The organism is Stenotrophomonas sp. YJH_SMC_91 (assembly GCF_059368495.1).
Genome location: NZ_JCAFRT010000010.1, coordinates 1 through 17,142, shown reverse-complemented (window position 1 = coordinate 17,142; position 17,142 = coordinate 1). Strand labels below are relative to the sequence as shown.

The 17,142-nt window shown below is 67.5% G+C and carries 15 protein-coding genes and 1 pseudogene; 9 read left to right on the top strand and 7 right to left on the bottom strand.

Features of this window, described 5'->3' with window-relative positions; translation table 11 throughout:
* Positions 1-8 precede the first annotated feature (8 nt).
* Positions 9-1,955: a DEAD/DEAH box helicase gene (locus AC5P5X_RS13025; protein WP_024956275.1), complete on the bottom strand. Its 1,947-nt coding sequence runs from the start codon at positions 1,953-1,955 to the stop codon at positions 9-11.
* 267 nt (positions 1,956-2,222) lie between these two features.
* Between AC5P5X_RS13025 and AC5P5X_RS13020 the strand changes: the two genes are divergently transcribed.
* Positions 2,223-2,444, top strand: a complete 222-nt coding sequence (locus AC5P5X_RS13020) for an RNA-binding S4 domain-containing protein (protein WP_005408703.1) — start codon at positions 2,223-2,225, stop codon at positions 2,442-2,444.
* A gap of 11 nt (positions 2,445-2,455) precedes the next feature.
* On the opposite strand, the gene ubiM is transcribed toward AC5P5X_RS13020, so the two are convergent.
* From ubiM to AC5P5X_RS13000, 4 genes are all read right to left on the bottom strand, one after another.
* On the bottom strand, positions 2,456-3,634 hold the full coding sequence (gene ubiM, locus AC5P5X_RS13015) for a 5-demethoxyubiquinol-8 5-hydroxylase UbiM (RefSeq protein ID WP_043034836.1): 1,179 nt from the start codon (positions 3,632-3,634) through the stop codon (positions 2,456-2,458).
* A 79-nt stretch (positions 3,635-3,713) separates the two neighbouring features.
* Positions 3,714-4,103, bottom strand: a complete 390-nt coding sequence (locus tag AC5P5X_RS13010) for an MAPEG family protein (protein ID WP_005412709.1) — start codon at positions 4,101-4,103, stop codon at positions 3,714-3,716.
* Positions 4,104-4,114: 11 nt separating this feature from the next.
* Entirely contained in the window at positions 4,115-4,675 is a 561-nt protein-coding gene (locus AC5P5X_RS13005; RefSeq protein WP_043034835.1) for a DUF4019 domain-containing protein, read from the bottom strand.
* Positions 4,676-4,733: 58 nt separating this feature from the next.
* Entirely contained in the window at positions 4,734-5,897 is a 1,164-nt protein-coding gene (locus tag AC5P5X_RS13000) for a COG3904 family protein (RefSeq protein ID WP_005408698.1), read from the bottom strand.
* 581 nt (positions 5,898-6,478) lie between these two features.
* On the opposite strand from AC5P5X_RS13000, the gene AC5P5X_RS12995 reads away from it, so the two are divergent.
* The 3 genes from AC5P5X_RS12995 (at position 6,479) to AC5P5X_RS12985 (ending at position 10,123) form a co-directional block, all read left to right on the top strand.
* Positions 6,479-7,957, top strand: coding sequence for a DNA-3-methyladenine glycosylase 2 (locus AC5P5X_RS12995; protein ID WP_111188914.1), 1,479 nt, complete (start codon positions 6,479-6,481; stop codon positions 7,955-7,957).
* Complete coding sequence (locus tag AC5P5X_RS12990) at positions 7,954-8,445, top strand: methylated-DNA--[protein]-cysteine S-methyltransferase (protein WP_010483106.1); 492 nt, start codon at positions 7,954-7,956, stop codon at positions 8,443-8,445. The genes AC5P5X_RS12995 and AC5P5X_RS12990 overlap by 4 nt, the downstream gene beginning before the upstream one ends.
* Before the next feature lie 427 nt (positions 8,446-8,872).
* Positions 8,873-10,123 carry an alkaline phosphatase family protein gene (locus AC5P5X_RS12985; protein WP_111188913.1) on the top strand — a complete coding sequence of 417 codons (1,251 nt, stop codon included), beginning with the start codon at positions 8,873-8,875 and terminating at the stop codon, positions 10,121-10,123.
* A 129-nt stretch (positions 10,124-10,252) separates the two neighbouring features.
* Here the strand turns inward: AC5P5X_RS12985 and AC5P5X_RS12980 are convergent, their stop codons facing one another.
* Both AC5P5X_RS12980 and AC5P5X_RS12975 read right to left on the bottom strand, forming a co-directional pair.
* On the bottom strand, positions 10,253-10,432 hold the full coding sequence (locus tag AC5P5X_RS12980) for a 30S ribosomal protein THX (protein ID WP_010483110.1): 180 nt from the start codon (positions 10,430-10,432) through the stop codon (positions 10,253-10,255).
* 110 nt (positions 10,433-10,542) lie between these two features.
* Complete coding sequence (locus tag AC5P5X_RS12975; RefSeq protein WP_019338435.1) at positions 10,543-10,956, bottom strand: MerC domain-containing protein; 414 nt, start codon at positions 10,954-10,956, stop codon at positions 10,543-10,545.
* Positions 10,957-11,091: 135 nt separating this feature from the next.
* Here AC5P5X_RS12975 and AC5P5X_RS12970 point away from each other — a divergent pair, with 135 nt between their 5' ends.
* The 5 genes and pseudogenes from AC5P5X_RS12970 to AC5P5X_RS12950 form a co-directional block, all read left to right on the top strand.
* Complete coding sequence (locus AC5P5X_RS12970) at positions 11,092-13,296, top strand: TonB-dependent receptor (RefSeq protein WP_111188912.1); 2,205 nt, start codon at positions 11,092-11,094, stop codon at positions 13,294-13,296.
* A 200-nt stretch (positions 13,297-13,496) separates the two neighbouring features.
* Positions 13,497-14,063, top strand: coding sequence for a TetR/AcrR family transcriptional regulator (locus tag AC5P5X_RS12965; protein ID WP_019659167.1), 567 nt, complete (start codon positions 13,497-13,499; stop codon positions 14,061-14,063).
* On the top strand, positions 14,063-15,736 hold the full coding sequence (locus AC5P5X_RS12960) for an MFS transporter (protein WP_033835536.1): 1,674 nt from the start codon (positions 14,063-14,065) through the stop codon (positions 15,734-15,736). The genes AC5P5X_RS12965 and AC5P5X_RS12960 overlap by 1 nt, the downstream gene beginning before the upstream one ends.
* Positions 15,737-15,746: 10 nt before the next feature.
* Entirely contained in the window at positions 15,747-16,901 is a 1,155-nt protein-coding gene (locus AC5P5X_RS12955) for an HlyD family secretion protein (protein WP_111188911.1), read from the top strand.
* Positions 16,902-17,042: 141 nt separating this feature from the next.
* Positions 17,043-17,142 (top strand): annotated as a pseudogene (locus AC5P5X_RS12950) (IS481 family transposase); the annotation flags it as partial.

The window sequence follows — 17,142 nt, the reverse complement described above, 5'->3', positions numbered from 1 at the left end:
GGTGCGGCTTAGAAGCTGCGCGGGCCGCGCGGCTTGAAGCCGTCACGACGCGGCGGCCGGCTGTCGCGGTCACCGCCGCGGTCGCCACCGTGGCCACCCGGACCACCCGGGCCACCACGACGCGGACCACCCGGGCCGCCCGGGCCACGCTTGTCGAAGCGCGGCTTGAACGGACGCGGGGCCGGGTTGGTGTCTTCACCCGGAGCCAGCGCACGCATCTGCAGCTGCTGGCCGGACACCCACACCTTCTGCAGGTGCGACAGCACGTCCGGCGGCATCTGTGCCGGCAGGTCCAGCAGCGAGAAGTCGTCGTGGATGTCGATGCGGCCGATGAAGCGGCTTTCCAGGCCCGCTTCGTTGGCGATGGCGCCGACGATGTTGGCCGGCTTCACGCCATGCTGGTGGCCCACCGAAATGCGGTAGGTCTCCATGCCCTGCTCCGGTGCACCACGCGGCGGAACCTCACGGCGCGGACGCTGCTCGAAACCACCTTCGGCGTCGTCGCGACGCGGGCCACGCTCGAAGCGCGGACCACGCTCGTTGCGGTCGAAGCGATCGCCACGTTCCGGACGGTCGCCACGGTCGAAACGCTCGCGCGGGGCGCGCTCTTCACGCGGGGCACGCACCGGCGGCTGCAGCAGGAACGGGGTGTCACCCTGCAGCATCTTGGCCAGCGCGGCGGCGATCTCGATGGCCGGCACGTTCTGCTCGTTCTCGAAGCGCTCCAGCAGCTGGCGGTAGAAGTCCAGGCCGCCGGCACCGAGGGTTTCGCTGATGCGCGAGGTGAACTTGTTGATGCGGGTGTCGTTGACCGCTTCCACGCTCGGCAGCTGCATCTCTTCGATCGGCTGGCGGGTGGCGCGCTCGATCTGGCGCAGCATGCCCTTCTCGCGCGGGGTGGCGAACAGGATCGCCTCGCCGCTGCGGCCGGCACGACCGGTACGGCCGATACGGTGCACGTAGCTTTCGGTGTCATACGGAATGTCGTAGTTCAGCACGTGGCTGATGCGCTCCACGTCCAGGCCGCGCGCAGCCACGTCGGTGGCAACCAGGATGTCCAGCTTGCCTTCCTTCAGCATGGCGATGGTGCGCTCACGCTGGGCCTGCTGCATGTCGCCGTTGATGGCGGCAGCGGCCAGGCCACGGGCCTGCAGCTTGCTGGCCAGTTCTTCGGTGCCGGCCTTGGTGCGCGCGAAGATGATCATCGCGTCGAACGGCTCGACTTCCAGGATGCGGGTCAGCGCATCCAGCTTGTGCATGCCGCTCACCCACCAGTAACGCTGGCGGATGTTGGCCGAGGTGGTGGTCTTGGCCGCGATGGTCACTTCCACCGGGTCCTGCAGGTAGGTCTGCGCGATGCGGCGGATCTGCGGCGGCATGGTGGCCGAGAACAGGGCCACCTGGCGCTGCTCCGGCAGCTTCTTCAGCACCGCTTCGACGTCGTCGATGAAGCCCATGCGCAGCATTTCATCGGCTTCGTCCAGCACCAGGGTCTTCAGCTCGGACAGGTCCAGGGTGCTGCGGTCGAGGTGGTCGATCACGCGACCGGGGGTACCGACCACGATATGCACGCCACGGCGCAGCGCCGACAGCTGCTGCCCGTAAGGCTGGCCGCCGTACACCGGCAGCACGCGGAAGCCCGGGATCTTCGACGAGTAGGACTGGAACGCCTCGGCGACCTGGATGGCCAGTTCGCGGGTCGGCGCCAGGATCAGGGCCTGCGGCTTGATCTGCTGCAGGTCGATGTTGGACAGTACCGGCAGCGCGAACGCGGCGGTCTTGCCGGTACCGGTCTGGGCCTGGCCCAGCACGTCGCGGCCTTCCAGCATCGCCGGGATGGTGGCGGCCTGGATCGGCGACGGGGTTTCGTAGCCGATGGCGGTGACCGCCTGCATCACGGGCTCGGACAGGCCGAGCTGCGCGAACTGCAGCGGCGCTTGGGAATCTTGGGACATGGGGAACTCCGAAGGCACTGCCGTCTTCCTGGCAGTGCGATAAAAAAGGGATGGTCCGCGCTTTGGGCGCCCTTCTTATCGCGTGCCCTGGCGCTGCTCGGTCGGAGGAGATTTCACTCGCTCAGAGCGGGATGATACCGCATTGATCCTGAACGAGGCGTACAGCTTTCCGTGCGCGTGCCGTCATGCCCCGTGCTGGCGCACAATACGCGCCCTCTTCCCGGCCCGGCCGCTGGCCTGCGCCCCTCTTCCCAGGAACCCCGCTCCATGCAGATTCTCGAATTCGACCTCGACGGTGACTACGTCGAACTCAAGCAGCTGCTCAAGCTGGCCGACCTGGTCACCAGCGGCGGCGAAGCCAAGATGGTCATCAGCGAAGGCCTGGTGCGGGTCGACGGCGAAGTCGAACTGCGCAAGGCCTGCAAGATCCGCGCAGGCCAGGTGGTCGAGTTCGCCGACAGCCAGATCCGGGTGCTGGCCGCCGGCTGATGTGAGGCTGTTCAGGCTACGCGCTGGGTCAGGTGCGAGGCAATCAGCTGCCTGAACGGTGCCACGCCCTGCGCCAGGCGCAGGCCGGCCGCCCGCAGCAGTCGCGCCGGGCGGCGATCGTCGGTGTACAGGCTGGCGATCGCATTGGTGGCCTCGTACAGCGGCCGCGACGCCAGCCGGTGACCCCGCTGGTAGCTGGCCAGCATGCCGGCGGCGGCAATGTCGGCACCGCGACGCTGCTGCGCGACGATGCCCTGCGCCAGCCGCTGTGCGCTGGCCAGGCCCAGGTTGAAGCCATGCGCGGTGACCGGGTGCATGCCGACGGCGGCATCGCCGATCAGCGCCGAACGCTCGCCAACAAAACGGTGCGCGTACACACCTACCAGCGGATACGCCTGCGGCGTGGCCACCGGCTGCATCCGACCCAGCCGATGTTCGAAGCAAGCACTGATGGCCTCGCCGAAGGCCACCTCGTCCATCGCCAGCAGCGCGTCGATCTGCCGCGGCGGCAGCGTGATCACCGCCGAGGCCTGGCCCTCGTTGAGCGGCAGCAGCGCCATCGTGCGGCCGTAGCCGAACCATTCCCAGGCAGTGTGGCGATGGTCGCGCTCGACCTGCATGCGGCACACCAGCATCGACTTGCCGAAGTCGCGCATCTGCGCACCGATGCCGAGCATGCGGCGGGTGGCGGAGAAGCGGCTGTCAGCGGCCACCAGCAGCCGCGCATGCAGTTGGCTGCCGTCATCGAGTTTGACAACGTGGCCCTGCGCATCGGCTTGCACGCCCTGCACCTTGCGCCCGTCGAACAGTTCCACGCCGTCCTGGCCCTGCACCGCATCCCATGCGGCACGGCGGATCAGATGGTTGGGTACCAGCCAGCCCAGCGGCTGGCCGTCGACCTGACTGCTGGCGAAGGTCAGCGCGAACGGCGAGCCGCCGTTCATCACCTTGGCATCGCGCAGTTCAGCGACTTCGGCCTGCGGCAGGCGCTGCCACAGACCCAATTGCTCCATGCTCTGCCGCGAGGCATGGGTCAACGCGATCTCCCTGCCATCGAAGGCGGCCTCGGCCAGGGCCTGGCGCGGTTGCACTTCGACCAGCCCGACCTGCAGCCCGCTGCCGGCCAGCGCGCGCGCGAAGCACAGACCTGCCGGTCCGGCGCCGACCACCACCACGTCCATCCTGCGCATGCGCGCCTCCTGCCGTTGATTCAGTCCGCGCCAGCATAGCGCCGCGCACCTGAGCGGCCTTGATCTGGATCAGGCCGACTTACAGAAGTGCGAACACCAGCGCCAGGATCGACAGCAGCGACACCAGCCACACCAGGCTGCGCACGTAGGGCACGCCTGCGGCGTACAGGGGCAGATAGACCACACGCGCCCAGAAGTAGGCCTGCGCCGCCAGTGCAGTGGTGTCGTTGCCGCGACCGGCCACGACCACCGCGATGGCGGCGGCGGCGAAGAACGGGAACGTCTCCAGGAAATTGGCCTGCGCACGCTGCAGGCGCCCGGCCAGTGGGCTGACCGGCTTTGCGTCGCCATCGCGTGCCGAGGCATTCCACTTCATCCCGCGCTCGCGGGTGACCACGGTGGAGGTGGCGAAGATGTAAACGAAGCCGAGCAGGACCGACCAGGCCAGCATCGTCAATTCAGTTGCCATCATTCATCTCCTCAGGGTGCCGACGCACGCAGGCTGTAACCGGCCAGACGCCACACCTGGTCCTCGTCGAAACGGAACGAGACCAGCTCGCGCACCGGCTGCGCGCTGTTGGCGAAACGGGTCGGGAAACTGACGTTGATGTACAGCCCTTCCGGCACTGCGGCACCTGCGCTGTACTTGACCCGGGTGATGGTGGGCTGGCCACGCCCAGCCAGCGCACCCAGGCGCGTGCGCTCGGTGGTCAGCTGGCTGACGAATGCGGCCTTCGGTACTGCACGGCGCGCGACGGCGGAGGCGCCATCCCACAGTTCGCCGGCGCGGTTGGCATCGACCAGCTGTGCGGCTTTCAGTGCAGCAGCGCCCATCTCGGCATCCTGTTTCTGCACCTGGGCCTGCTGTGCAGCGGTCAACGCCGGAGCACCGGCGGTGGCTGGCTTCGCAGCCGCTGGCGAGGCCGGGGCCGGGCGTGCCGGAGCCGGTGCAGGCGTGGCCGGCGCAGGCGTGGCCGGCGCAGGTGCCTGCGCCAATGCGGTCAGGGGCAGCAGGGACAGCAGCAGGAGCACGCGCTTCATGGACACCGCCGGTTTTCTGGAGAGAACCGCAGTCTACGCCAGCGCGGTGACTATGCCGTCAGCGTGCCGGGGCGTTGCCCTCCACCGCTGCCGCATCAGCCTGCGCGGCGGGCGCGGCGGTGTTCACTGGCGCCTGTTCGGCCACCGGCGGCGGCTCCGACGGTGCCGGTGGCAGCGTTGCCACATCGATCTCCGACAGTGGGCTTTCTTCCGGGCACACCGCATCCGGGAAACCGAAGCGCTGCTTCAGTGCCTGGCCGCAGCTGTTGATCGATTCCATGTCGGCGCCTTCGCGCTTGCACTGCTGGTCGAAGGCAATCAGGAACGCGTCCTTGCGTTGCACGAAGTCGTCACCACAGGCCCGCATCTGCTTGATCCGTTCCAGATCGTCCTGCACCGCGTTGGTGCCGTCCAGGCCGTACTGGCGCAGCTCATCCTGCGTAAGCAGGCGCAGGCTGCGGTTGGGCACGGTCATCATCAGGTCGGCCACACCCACCGCCACGCCGTTGCGCTGCAGGTAGTCCTTCACGTTGTCGTAGACCTCGTGCAGCTCGCGGTTGAGTTCCGCGCGCGAGGTGGCCTTGGAGCTGATCCGCATCATGCGGTGGATGCCGACCTTGCCCGACAGCAGGCGGTTGTCACCGGCAGCCAGCACGAACACGCAGGCACTGTGGCAGATCGAGCCCTCGCGCACCCAGATCGTCCAGCCCGATTCACCGATGCTGTCGCCGGCGACAATCGCCGATTCCACCTGGCCGCCGCTGGAATCCAAGTCGAGGATGCGCTTGTGGATCTTCTGCTCGTCAGCGACCACGGCCAGTCGCCACATCATCTCGGCGAAGCCCGGATTGATCTTGCCGGCGTAACGCACACGCATCAGGCCGCGCTCGGCGCACGGCGCCAGTGCCTGGGTGATCTGTTCGCGCTGCAGGCCCTCCAGCTCGACGCCATCGCCCGCCTCACCGGCGTACTCGGTACTGCAGCTGACCCAGGCGCGGCCATTCTCCAACTGCGCCTGCGGCCACGGCCGATCCGCCCGGCTGCGCGGCGGCGCCGGCGGTGGTGGTGCATCGGCGGCATTGATCGACACCATGTTCTCACCATCGCTGGCCGGCGCCCGCGCGGCCTTGTCGGCGGCGGTGACATTGCCCGGATTCTCCAGCTGGCTGCAGCCCGCCAGGGCAAGGCACAACAGGGGCAACCAGCGGAGTTTGGCGGACATCGGGCAACCGGTCTTCACGTGAGCAAGAGCCACAGTCTACCCGTCCGGGGCACGCATTCAGCGCGTGGCACTGAACCCCTTCTGACCCTTGGGAAAAGCGTGTCGACCAAGGTCGACACCCACCAACAGCAGCGCAGAACGCCCGCAAGACATGTCGCAGGAACCTCTCGAAGGCGGGGTGGGTCCGGTTGCAGGGGCGTGAGCGCCATGGGCCCGAGGCATGCCTCGGGCGGGTTGGGCAGGACGCCCAACCCCGGTCTTGCCGTGTGCGCAGGACAGCGCACACGAGCAAGCGGCGACCGAGCTACATGGGTGAGGGCGCTTTGCTTGCGAAGCACTGCTTCGCAAGCGCCCGAACGCACAGCCGCCAGCGGCTGGGCCGGGCCCCGGAGGGGTACTTGCAGCGTCCCCTGCAACCGGACCCACCCCGCCCTGCCGCAGGAAACCAGCTTCTGCTGTTGCCGTTGCCGGCCAGCGGCCGGCACTACCACGGGGGCAGGGCGCAGCCCGGCCTGACGCCCTTCAGCATCCATGTCCGAATGTGGCGAGTATCGCCGTCGCCAGAGGCCTAGACTGGCGCCATGGACACCGCCCTCGCCCTCGACACCGCCGCCTGCGACCGCGCCCGTCTGGCCCGCGACGCACGCTTCGACGGCGTGTTCTTCACCGCCGTGCGCAGCACCGGCATCTACTGCCGCCCGGTGTGCCCGGCACCGCCACCGAAGCCGCGCAACATCACCTACTACCCGACCGCCGCTGCGGCCGCCGCCGCCGGCTACCGCCCGTGCCTGCGCTGTCGTCCCGAACTGGCGCCGCAGGCACAGCAGGCATTGGCCGGGGAGACCGTGCAGCGTGCCCTCGCCCTGATCCATGGCGGTTTCCTGCAGGAGCAGCCCGTTGCCGACCTCGCGCAGAAGATCGGCCTCAGCGCGCGCCAGCTGCAGCGCCTGTTCGTTGAACACCTGGGCGCGACGCCGGGGCAGATCCACGCCACCCATCGCCTGCTGCTGGCCAAGCAGCTGCTGACCGAGACCACGCTGCCGGTGACCGATGTTGCGCTGGCCGCCGGCTACAACAGCCTGCGCCGCTTCAATACCGCCTTCCTGCAGGGCTGCGGCATGGCACCGACGGCACTGCGTCGCCAGCATCAGCCGCCGGCCGCCGATGACGGCTGCCTGGTACTGCGCCTGGTGTACCGTCCACCGCTGGATTTCCCGCGCATGCTGGCCTTCCTGCGCAAGCGCAGCCTGCCCGGCATCGAACTGATCGGCGAAGACAGCTACCAGCGCGTGCTCGGCACACCCGAGCGCCCCACCCTGCTGCGCGTCACCGCCGACCCGAAACGCCCGGAGCTGCGCCTGCAGCTGGGCGCGGTCGATCCGCGCCTGATCCCCGACATCGTGCGCCGCGTGCGTCGCGTGTTCGATCTGGATGCCGACCTGCAGCAGGTGCATGCCGCGCTGGGCGAGGAACCGCTGCTGGCGCGAGGCATCGCCGAACGTCCCGGTCTGCGCGTGCCCGGTGGCTGGGATGGCTTCGAGGTGGGCGTACGCGCCGTGCTCGGACAGCAGGTCAGCGTGGCCGCAGCCACCACCTTCGCGCGGCGCCTGGTCGATGCCTATGGCGCACACCTGCCGGGCATGCCATCGGAATTCGATCGCCAGTTCCCCGCGCCCGAGGTACTGGCTGAGGCGCCGCTGGAATCGATCGGCCTGCCGCGCACCCGCGCCGCCACCGTGCGTGCGCTGGCCGCTGCCTGCGCCAGCGGCCAGCTCGACTTCGGGCCCGGTCAGGCATTGGAGGAATTCGTTGCGCGCTGCGTGGCACTGCCCGGCATCGGCCCGTGGACCGCGCAGTACATCGCGCTGCGCGGACTTGGCCAGCCCGATGCCTTCCCCGCCGGTGACCTGGTGCTGCAGCAGGTCCTCGGCCACGCCCAAGGCCAGCGCCTGAGCGAGCGTGCGACCGAAGCCCGCTCGCAACCGTGGCGCCCGTGGCGCGCCTATGCCGTGCTGCATCTGTGGCACCTGTCCGGCACCTTCGTTGGAGAACCGACATGACCCTGTTGTTCGATCGTTTCGACAGCCCGATCGGCGTGTTGACCATCGCCGGTGACGAGCGTGGCCTGTCGCATGTGCTGTTCCCGGAAAACCGCCATCCGGCACGCGGCCGCGAAGACTGGCACTACGCCCCGGATGCACTGCCGGAAGCACGCGATCAGCTGCTGCAGTTCCTTCACGGCGAGCGCAACAGCTTCGACCTCGTGCTGGCACCACGTGGCACGCCGTTCCAGCTGCGTGTATGGCAGGCGCTGGCGTTGATTCCGTTCGGCCAGACCTGGAGCTACCTGCAGCTGGCGCAGCACCTCGGCCAGCCCAGTGCGACCCGTGCGGTCGGCGCTGCCAACGGCCGCAACCCGCTGCCGATCATCCTGCCCTGCCATCGCGTGATCGGCAGCAACGGTGCACTGACCGGTTTCGGCGGCGGACTGCAAACCAAGGCCGCGCTGTTGCGGCTGGAACAACGCCAGGCACCGCTGTTCGCCTGAGAGGGCTGGCCGGGCTGCGCCCGGCACCCGCAGAGGCTAGAGCAACAGCAACAGCAACAGCGGGCTTCCTGGGGGGAGGCAGGGTGGGTCCGGTTGCAGGGGACGCTGCAAGTACGTCCCTGTAAGCTCGGTCGCGCCATCCATGGCGCTCACGCCCCTGCAACCGGACCCACCCAGCCTTCGACAGGTTCCGGCGATCTGTCCGGACGTCATTCTGCGCAACTGTTGGTAGGTGTCGACCTTGGTCGACACGGTAGATCCACGCCATGCGTGGATGGAAGCATCAGGAATTATGTCTGGAGAAAGGCCCCCTTCCTGTTGAAGGGGGCGCGCCGACAGGCGCGGGGATAAGGAAAAATGCGCGGACACGGCGCGCGATAGTGCGCCGTGTCTTGGGCGCGTCATTACCTCGCACTATGATGGACGGATGACTTCCGTACGCCTGACCTGCGCGCTGGCGCTGCTGCTGCCATTGGCCGCCTGCACCACCGCGCCCGCCCCTTCCGCCTCTGTTCCCACCACTGTTGCAACGGCTGCACCGCCGAAGCTGCTGCTGATCTCGATCGACGGCCTGCGCGCCGATGCGCTGGATCGCGGCCTGACACCGAATCTGCAGCGACTGATCGACGGCGGGGTACGCGCGCGCTGGATGACGCCTTCGTACCCGTCGTTGACCTTCCCCAACCACTACACCATCGTCACCGGCCTGCGCCCGGACCACCACGGCATCGTCAACAACAGCATGGACGATGCAACCCTGGGCCGTTTCGAACTGAGCAACCGCGACGCGGTCACTACCAGCGGCTGGTGGGGTGGCGAACCGATCTGGGTCGGCGCCGAGAACGTCGGCGTGCGCACCGCCACCACCTCGTGGCCGGGCAGCGAGTCGGAAATCCGTGGCGTGCGCCCCAGCCAGTGGCGCGTCTACGATGGCAAGGAACCACTGGAGCAGCGCGCCGGCATCGTGCTCGACTGGCTGGCGCAGACCGATGCCGATGCACCGCGCCTGACCACGCTGTACATGGAACACGTGGACAAGGCAGGCCACAACTACGGCCCCGAGTCGAAACAGTACGCCGACGCCATCGTGCGCGCCGACCAGATCGTCGGCCAGGTGATCGATGGACTGCAACAGCGCGGCCTGGTCGCGACCACCAACATCATCGTCGTCTCTGACCACGGCATGGCCAGTGTCGCCGACGGCCACGTGATCGCCACCGAATCAATGGCCGATCCGGCCATCGCGCGCAATGTCAGCCAGGGCCAGTCGGTAGGTTTTGCGCCGGTCGCGGGCCGCGAAGCGGAAGCGGAACGCGCCCTGCTCGGCCGCCATACGCACTACGAGTGCTGGAAGAAGGAGAACCTGCCGGCGCGCTGGCACTACGGCACGCATCCGCGGGTTCCGGCCATCGTCTGTGCCATGGATGAAGGCTGGGACGCCCTTCACCAGGAGAAGATCGCCAAGCGCGCCAGGCAGGATCGAGGCTCGCATGGCTACGACAACGCCCTGCCCTCCATGCGCGCGGTGTTCGTGGCCAGCGGTCCGTCGTTCCGCCAGGGCCTGGTGATCGATGGCTTCGACAATGTCGACGTCTACCCGCTGCTGGCGCACCTGCTGCAGGTGCCGGCCGCGCCGAACGACGGCAATCCGGAAACGCTGAAGAACACCCTGCGCTGATCCGGTTGTAGAGCCAGCCCACGCTCGGCTGCATTGCGCCAGCCGAGCATGGGCTCGGCTCTACAAAAACGTGCATAAAAAAACGCGGCGCCAGGCGCCGCGTTTTTCGTTGAACCGGTCTGGGCCGGATCAGGCCTTGGCGACGGTCTTCTTCGCCACAGCCTTCTTCGCCGGAGCCTTGGCCACGGTCTTCTTGGCAACCGGAGCGGCGGCGCCTACGGCGACCTTGCTCGCGGTGTGCGAACGGGCGTTGCCGTAGCTGGCGTTGTAGCGCTTGCCCTTGGCGGTCTTGCGGTCACCCTTACCCATGTCTTCAACTCCTCAAATGTGAAATCTGGTTACCCCGTACTGACACGGGTTCGGCGGGGCCGCCTTGCTGGGCGCCCCCGCGCACGATCGAAAATCCTACCATGGAGCGCCTAGTGCGCGCAGCTGGCGTCGTGCACGTGACCGTGGTTGAGGCGCAGGTTGACCAGATGGGCCACACCCACCAGCAGGCCGCCGACGGTCATCACCACCGCGTGTGGCACCGCATTGTGGTGCAACGGGTCGTACAGCACGCCGGCCCACAACGCCACCAGGCCGGGAATCAGGAAGCCCAGCGCACGCAGCGCACCGTGGCGACGGTAGCCCCAGACCAGGCTGAACAGCCCCAGCAGGGTCACGAACACCACCAGCGCCTGTTCCACGCCGTCGCTCAGCCAGAACGACAGGCCCAACGAGGGCGCTGCGGCCAGCAGCACCGGAATCACCGCGCAATGCACCGCGCACAGCATCGAACCAGTGGCGCCGAAACGGTCGAGCAGGTGGCGCAGGCGTGAGGACAGGGACATGACTTCCAGCAGGGTCGGCGAATCGTTATGGAATAATATAACATCCCTTCCCGACCCGCACGGTTTCCCTCCCCCTGTCCCGCTGACGGGATGCGTGCGCCCAGCGATTGATACAGTGTAACAAAGGACCCACCGATGCCCGCCCGTACCCCGCGGTTGAAGCCGCATTCCCTCGCCCTGGCCCTGACCGCCCTGCTTCCGACCGTTGCCTTCGCCGCCAGCGAAGACGATTCCCATCGTGACCGCCACCTGACTGAACTGTCGTCGGTGCAGGTCACCGCGTCGCCGCTGCAGGGCGACGCAGAATCGCTGGCACGCCCGGTGGAGGTTCTGGCCGGTGAACGCCTGGACGAGCAGAAGGCCGGCACCCTCGGCGATACCGTGGCCAAGCTGCCCGGTGTACAGAGCACCTTCTTCGGTCCCGGCGTCGGCCGCCCGATCATCCGCGGCCAGGAAGGCCCGCGCGTGGCCGTGCTGTCCAACGGCATGGGCAACATGGATGCATCCACCGTCAGCGCCGACCATGCCACCAGCATCGAGCCGTTCCTGGCCGACCAGATCGAAGTGCTGAAGGGTCCGGCCACGCTGCTGTTCGGCAGCGGCGCCATCGGTGGTGCGGTCAATGTGGTCGATGGCCGCATCGCGCGCGAACTGCCGGAGCGCCCTCTGAGCGGCCGCGCAGAACTGCGCGGCAATTCGGTGAACAACGAACGCAGCGGCATGTTCCGCCTCGATGGCGTCAGCGGCAATGTCGTGCTGCACGTGGATGGGCTGGTCCGCAATGGCGACGACTACCGCATCCCCGGTTATGCAGTGATCGACAGCCTTGAAGATCATCATGACCACGATCACGACCATGACGCGGCCGAGGGTGAAGAGCCGCGTCGCGGCCGCCTGGACAACAGCTCGATCCGCACCCGCGCCGGTGGCGTCGGCGCAACGTGGCTGGGCGACGGCGGCTACTTCGGCGCATCGGCCAGCACCTACCGCACCAACTACGGCATTCCCAATGGCGCGCACGTGCACGCCGATGGTGACGATCATGGCCATGACCACGGTCACGACCATGGCGACGAAGAGGAAGGCGGCGACGAGCACGACGTGCGCATCGACATGGTGCAGAACCGCTTCGAGACCAAGGCCGGCATCTACAACCCGGTCTCGTTCCTGAAGAACATCAACGCACGCGTGGCCTACACCGACTACGAACACGTGGAGCTGGAAGCCGGTACGCCGTCGACCCGCTTCACCAACCGCGGCATCGAAGCGCGCCTGGAAGCGGTGCAGCAGCAGATCGGCGGCTGGGACGGCGCCTTCGGCCTGCAGTTCGGCAACAGTGATTTCGGTGCCAAGGGCGAAGAGGCGTTCGTTCCGGATACCGGCACGAAGAACATCGGCCTGTTCGTGCTGCAGGAAAAGCAGTTCGGCCCGTTCAAGCTGGAACTGGGCGGCCGCCACGACCAGGTCAAGCTGGACCCGACCGGTGACTACCGCCGCCGCACCTTCGGTGCCACCAACCTGTCTGCCGCTGGTATCTGGAAGCTCAACGATGCCGTTGACCTGCGCATCGGCGTGGACAGCTCCGAGCGTGCACCGACCAACGAAGAGCTGTATGCCGCCGGCGCGCACATCGCCACTCGTTCGCTGGAAATCGGCGACGCCAACCTGAAGACCGAGCGCGGCCAGCGCGTGGAACTGGGTATCCACACCCACAGCGAGCGCCTGGACTTCTCCGCGTCGGTCTACCAGACCAGGTTCAAGGACTTCATCTACCTGGCCGACACCGGCATCACCGAGGGCCTGCCGGTGCGCACCTGGACGCAGCAGGATGCGGTGTTCCGCGGTGCCGAGGCCGAAGCGCTGGTGCACCTGTTCGAGGGCGGCGCCGGTGACTGGGATCTGCGCCTGTTCGGCGACTACGTGAAGGCCAAGCTGGATGGCAGCGGCAGCCGCAACCTGGACATCGCCGTGCCGCACGGCGACCACAACCACAACTACACGGTGGAGCTGGCCAACACCGGTTACCTGCCGCGCATCGCACCGGCCCGCGTCGGCGCCGACCTGCGCTGGTCGAAGGACGGCTGGCGCGCTTCGGTCGGTGCGGTCCGCTACAGCCGCCAGAAGGACGTCGCCCAGAACGAAGCCCCGAGCGACGGCTACACCCTGGTCGACGCGCACCTGGCCTACCGCTGGGATCGCAACGCCAGCAACAGCTACGAGGTGTTCCTGGATGGCAGCAACCTGACCAACCGTGAAGTGCGCCCGCATACCTCGCTGCTGCGCGACTACTCGCCGCTGCCAGGCCGTGGTGTCGCATTCGGCATCCGCGCGTTCTTCTGATCGCGCACGGCGGGGTCGCAGCCCTTCTCGAAGGAAAGGGCTCTGACCCCCACGCCATTCCACGGGGGCCTTCGGGCCCCCGTTTTCATTTCGACCCAAGCCATCACACATTCGTCACAAAGATGTGCGTACCACAACAAGCGGACAATCCCGTCACCCAATGTCTCGCCAATCGGACATTTTTGTCCGAAAATAATTCCATGACTGCCCAACGTGCCGATGCCGCCGCCCGCCGTGCCCTCATCCTCGACGCCGCCGATCATGTGTTCGGCCAACACGGTGTCACCGCCCCGCTGGACCTAGTGGTCGAACGCGCCCAGGTAGGCCGCGCCACCCTGTACCGCAACTTCCCCGACCGCACCGCGCTGATCCAGGCGCTGCTGCAGCGCACGGTCGACCGCATCCGGCGCCAGGTCGAGCAGCTCGGCGACCGCGACGACGCCCTGTTCGAGGTGTTCGAGGGCATGGCCCAGCGCATCATTGATTCGCCGGCATTGGCCGATTACTGGCGTGCGGTCGATTCGGACGTGCCGTCCATGCGCGCCGCGCGCGAGACCGTGCGCGACCTGCTGGAGGAACCGATCGCGCGCGCCAAGGCCGCCGGGCTGTGCCGTGCCGACCTGGAAAAGACGGATATTTCACTGATCTCGGGCATGCTGGGTGCGGCCCTGCGCGGCAAGACCCGCGACGAGCGCGCCCAGTTGGCCGGGCGCGCCCTGCAGCTGCTGCGTGGGGGTCTCCAGGGAGCTGCCAGCGAGGCCCGTTGATGGTCCAGCCGTATCTGAAGCCGGTTCCGGATTGGGAGGAGCACGAAAAGCCGACCATGCCCGGTTCGGCATCGATGCCCTGGCACCCGCCGTATCGGCGCGCGGCCTATGCGCTGGTATCACTGCTGGTGGCGATCACCGGCGGCCTCGGCAATGCGCTGGTTACCGCCAACCTGCCGTTCCTGCAAGGCCAGCTGGCACTGACCCCGACCCAGGGCAGCTGGCTGGTGGCGGCCTATGCCATGGTGAATGTCACCGCCAACCTGTTGGCCTTCAAGTTCCGCCAGCAGTACGGCATCCGCCTGTTCGCCGAGATCGGGCTGGGCCTGTACGCAGCGCTGGCGGTACTGCACCTGTTCGTCGGCAGCTTCGAGACCACGATGCTGACCCGCGCCGCCAGCGGCTTCGCGGGTGCGGCCTGTTCGACACTGGGCACGCTGTACATGCTGCAGGCGCTGCCGCGCCGCTTTACCGGCAACCTGCTGGTGGTCGGCGTCGGCCTTTCGCAGCTGGCGGTGCCGATCGCCTGGATCGTTTCGCCAGGCCTGGTCGATACCGGCCAGTGGCACCAGCTGTATTCCTTCGAAGCCGGGCTGGCACTGTGCGCGTTCGCGGCAGTGGTGGTGCTGAAGCTGCCGCCCGGCATCCAGGTGAAGGCCTTCGAACCGCTGGACTTCCTCACCTTTGCCCTGCTTGCACCGGCCGTCGCGCTGCTGGTGATCGTGCTGGCGCAGGGCTACACCCGCTGGTGGCTCAACACGCCGTGGCTGGGCTGGGCCCTGGTCGCCTCGATCGTGCTGTCCACCACCGCCTTCGTCATCGAGCACTACCGGCGCAATCCGCTGCTGCAGACACGCTGGCTGGCCAGCCTGCCCGTACTGCATTTCATCGTCGGCGCCTTCCTGATCCGCTTCCTGACCACCGAGCAGTCCTACGGCGTGGTCAACCTGATGCGCACGCTCGGCATGGGCCCTGATCAGTTGCGGCCGCTGTTCGTGGTGATTCTTGCCGGCGTGATCACCGGTATCGCCGGCACTGCACTGACTTTCGGGCCCAAACGGCTGATCCCGCAGCTGCTGATGGCGATCCTGCTGCTGGGCGCTGCCGCGTTCTTCGACCAGCACCGCACCAGCATGGATCGGCCGCACGACTTCTACGCCAGCCAGTTCCTGGCCTCGGTCGGTGCCGGCATGTTCATGGGCCCGTTGATCATGCTCGGCATTTCCGCCGCGCTGAAACAGGGCGTGGACCACATGATCACCTTCCTGGTGACGCTGTCGATCACGCAGACGCTGGGCGGCCTGGCCGGCTCGGCCGTGCTGGGGACCTTCCAGCTGCATCGCGAGCAGCTGTATTCCAGCGCGCTGACCAGCCAGCTCGACCCGGCCGATCCGGTGGTGGCACAGCGCCTGCGCATCCAACAGCAGCTGTACAGCGCCCAGATCACCGATCCGGTGCTGCGCAGCGCGCAGGGCAGCGCGCAGTTGGCGCAGACGACGCGCCGTGAAGCCAACGTACGCGGCTTCAATGATGTGTTCACACTGAGCGGTTGGTTGGCCATCGGCTTCCTGTGCTGGTTGCTGCTGCTGTCGCTGCGCACCGCCGTGCTCAAGCAATGGCGTAAGCGCCACCCCACTTCCCCCGCTGTGGCCACGCCGGCCGCGCCCCGCTGAGTTCTCGACCATGCCTCCCGTCCCGCCCCGACCCGACGACGCCGACAACGTGACCCCACCGCCGCCGACCGACGCGGCGCCTGCCCCCACGCCGGTAGAACCCGCTGTCGCGCCGAAGTACCTCAAGCCCAGCGCGCGCAGCGTGGTGGTGATGGTGGTGGTGGCCCTGCTGGGCATTGCGCTGATCCTGCGCGCCTGGCACCTGTGGCCGTTCACCAGCAGCGTGATGGTGACCGACAACGCCTACGTGCGCGGCCAGATCACGGTGATGGCGCCGCAGGTGAACGGCTACGTGACCGAAGTGCTGGTGAAGGATTTCCAGCATGTGACGCAGGGCGAGCCGCTGCTGCGCATCGATGACCGCATCTACGCGCAGCGTGTCGCCCAGGCGCAGGCGACGCTGGACAGCGCACGCGCGGCCCTGGCCAACTCAGACCAGTCCCAGGCGCAGAACCGTGCGCAGATTGCCTCCGCCCGCGCCACGTTGTCGGCCGGGCAGGCGGAGCTGCAACGCTCACGCAACGAGACCAAGCGCTACGAGGAACTGGCCGCGCAGCAGCTGGTATCGATCAACGATCGCGACAAGTTCCGCACCGCGCAGGCTTCGGCGCAGGCCAGCGTGCAGCAGTCGCAGGCGCAGATCCGCATCGCCGAGGAGACCCTGGTATCGACCCAGGTAGCGCGCAAGAGCCTGGAGGCCCAGGTGGAGAGCGCGCAGGCGCAGCTGGAACTGGCGCGCATCGATCTGGCCAACACGGTGATCCACGCGCCGCGCGACGGCCAGATCAGCGAAGCCAGCGTACGCGTGGGCCAGTACGTTGCCGCCGGTTCGCAGCTGCTGTTCCTGGTACCTGACACGCTGTGGGTGGTGGCCAACTACAAGGAAGGCCAGACCTGGGGGATGGCGATCGGCCAGCCGGCCACGTTCTCGGTGGACGCGTTCCAGGGGCAGGTGCTGCGGGGCCGCGTGCAGGAGATCGCGCCGGCTACCGGGTCGGAATTCAGCGTGCTGCGCCCGGACAACGCCAGCGGCAATTTCACCAAGGTGGTGCAGCGGCTGCCGGTGCGGATATCGATCAACAGGGATCAGAAGCTGGCCGCGCAGCTGCGCCCCGGCATGTCGGTGATCGTGCGGGTGGATACGGCAAGCAAGCCCATGGACTAGGGCGCGACCCTGCAGGACTCGGCTGGGTAGAGACGGCTGGGTAGAGTCGACTGTTAGTTGTGATCTCTCTGTACGTTGTTCATCCGGGACATCTTTGGAGAATGGTGGTTACCACACCTCTCCAGACCCCAAAGAGCCCGGATGAACCACCATAAAAATGCCCGTTTGACCGTCCATAGTCGAGCACTTCTTATTCGCCGCATCCTCCACGAGGGCCTGCGCCCAGAGGAAGCAGCCCAAG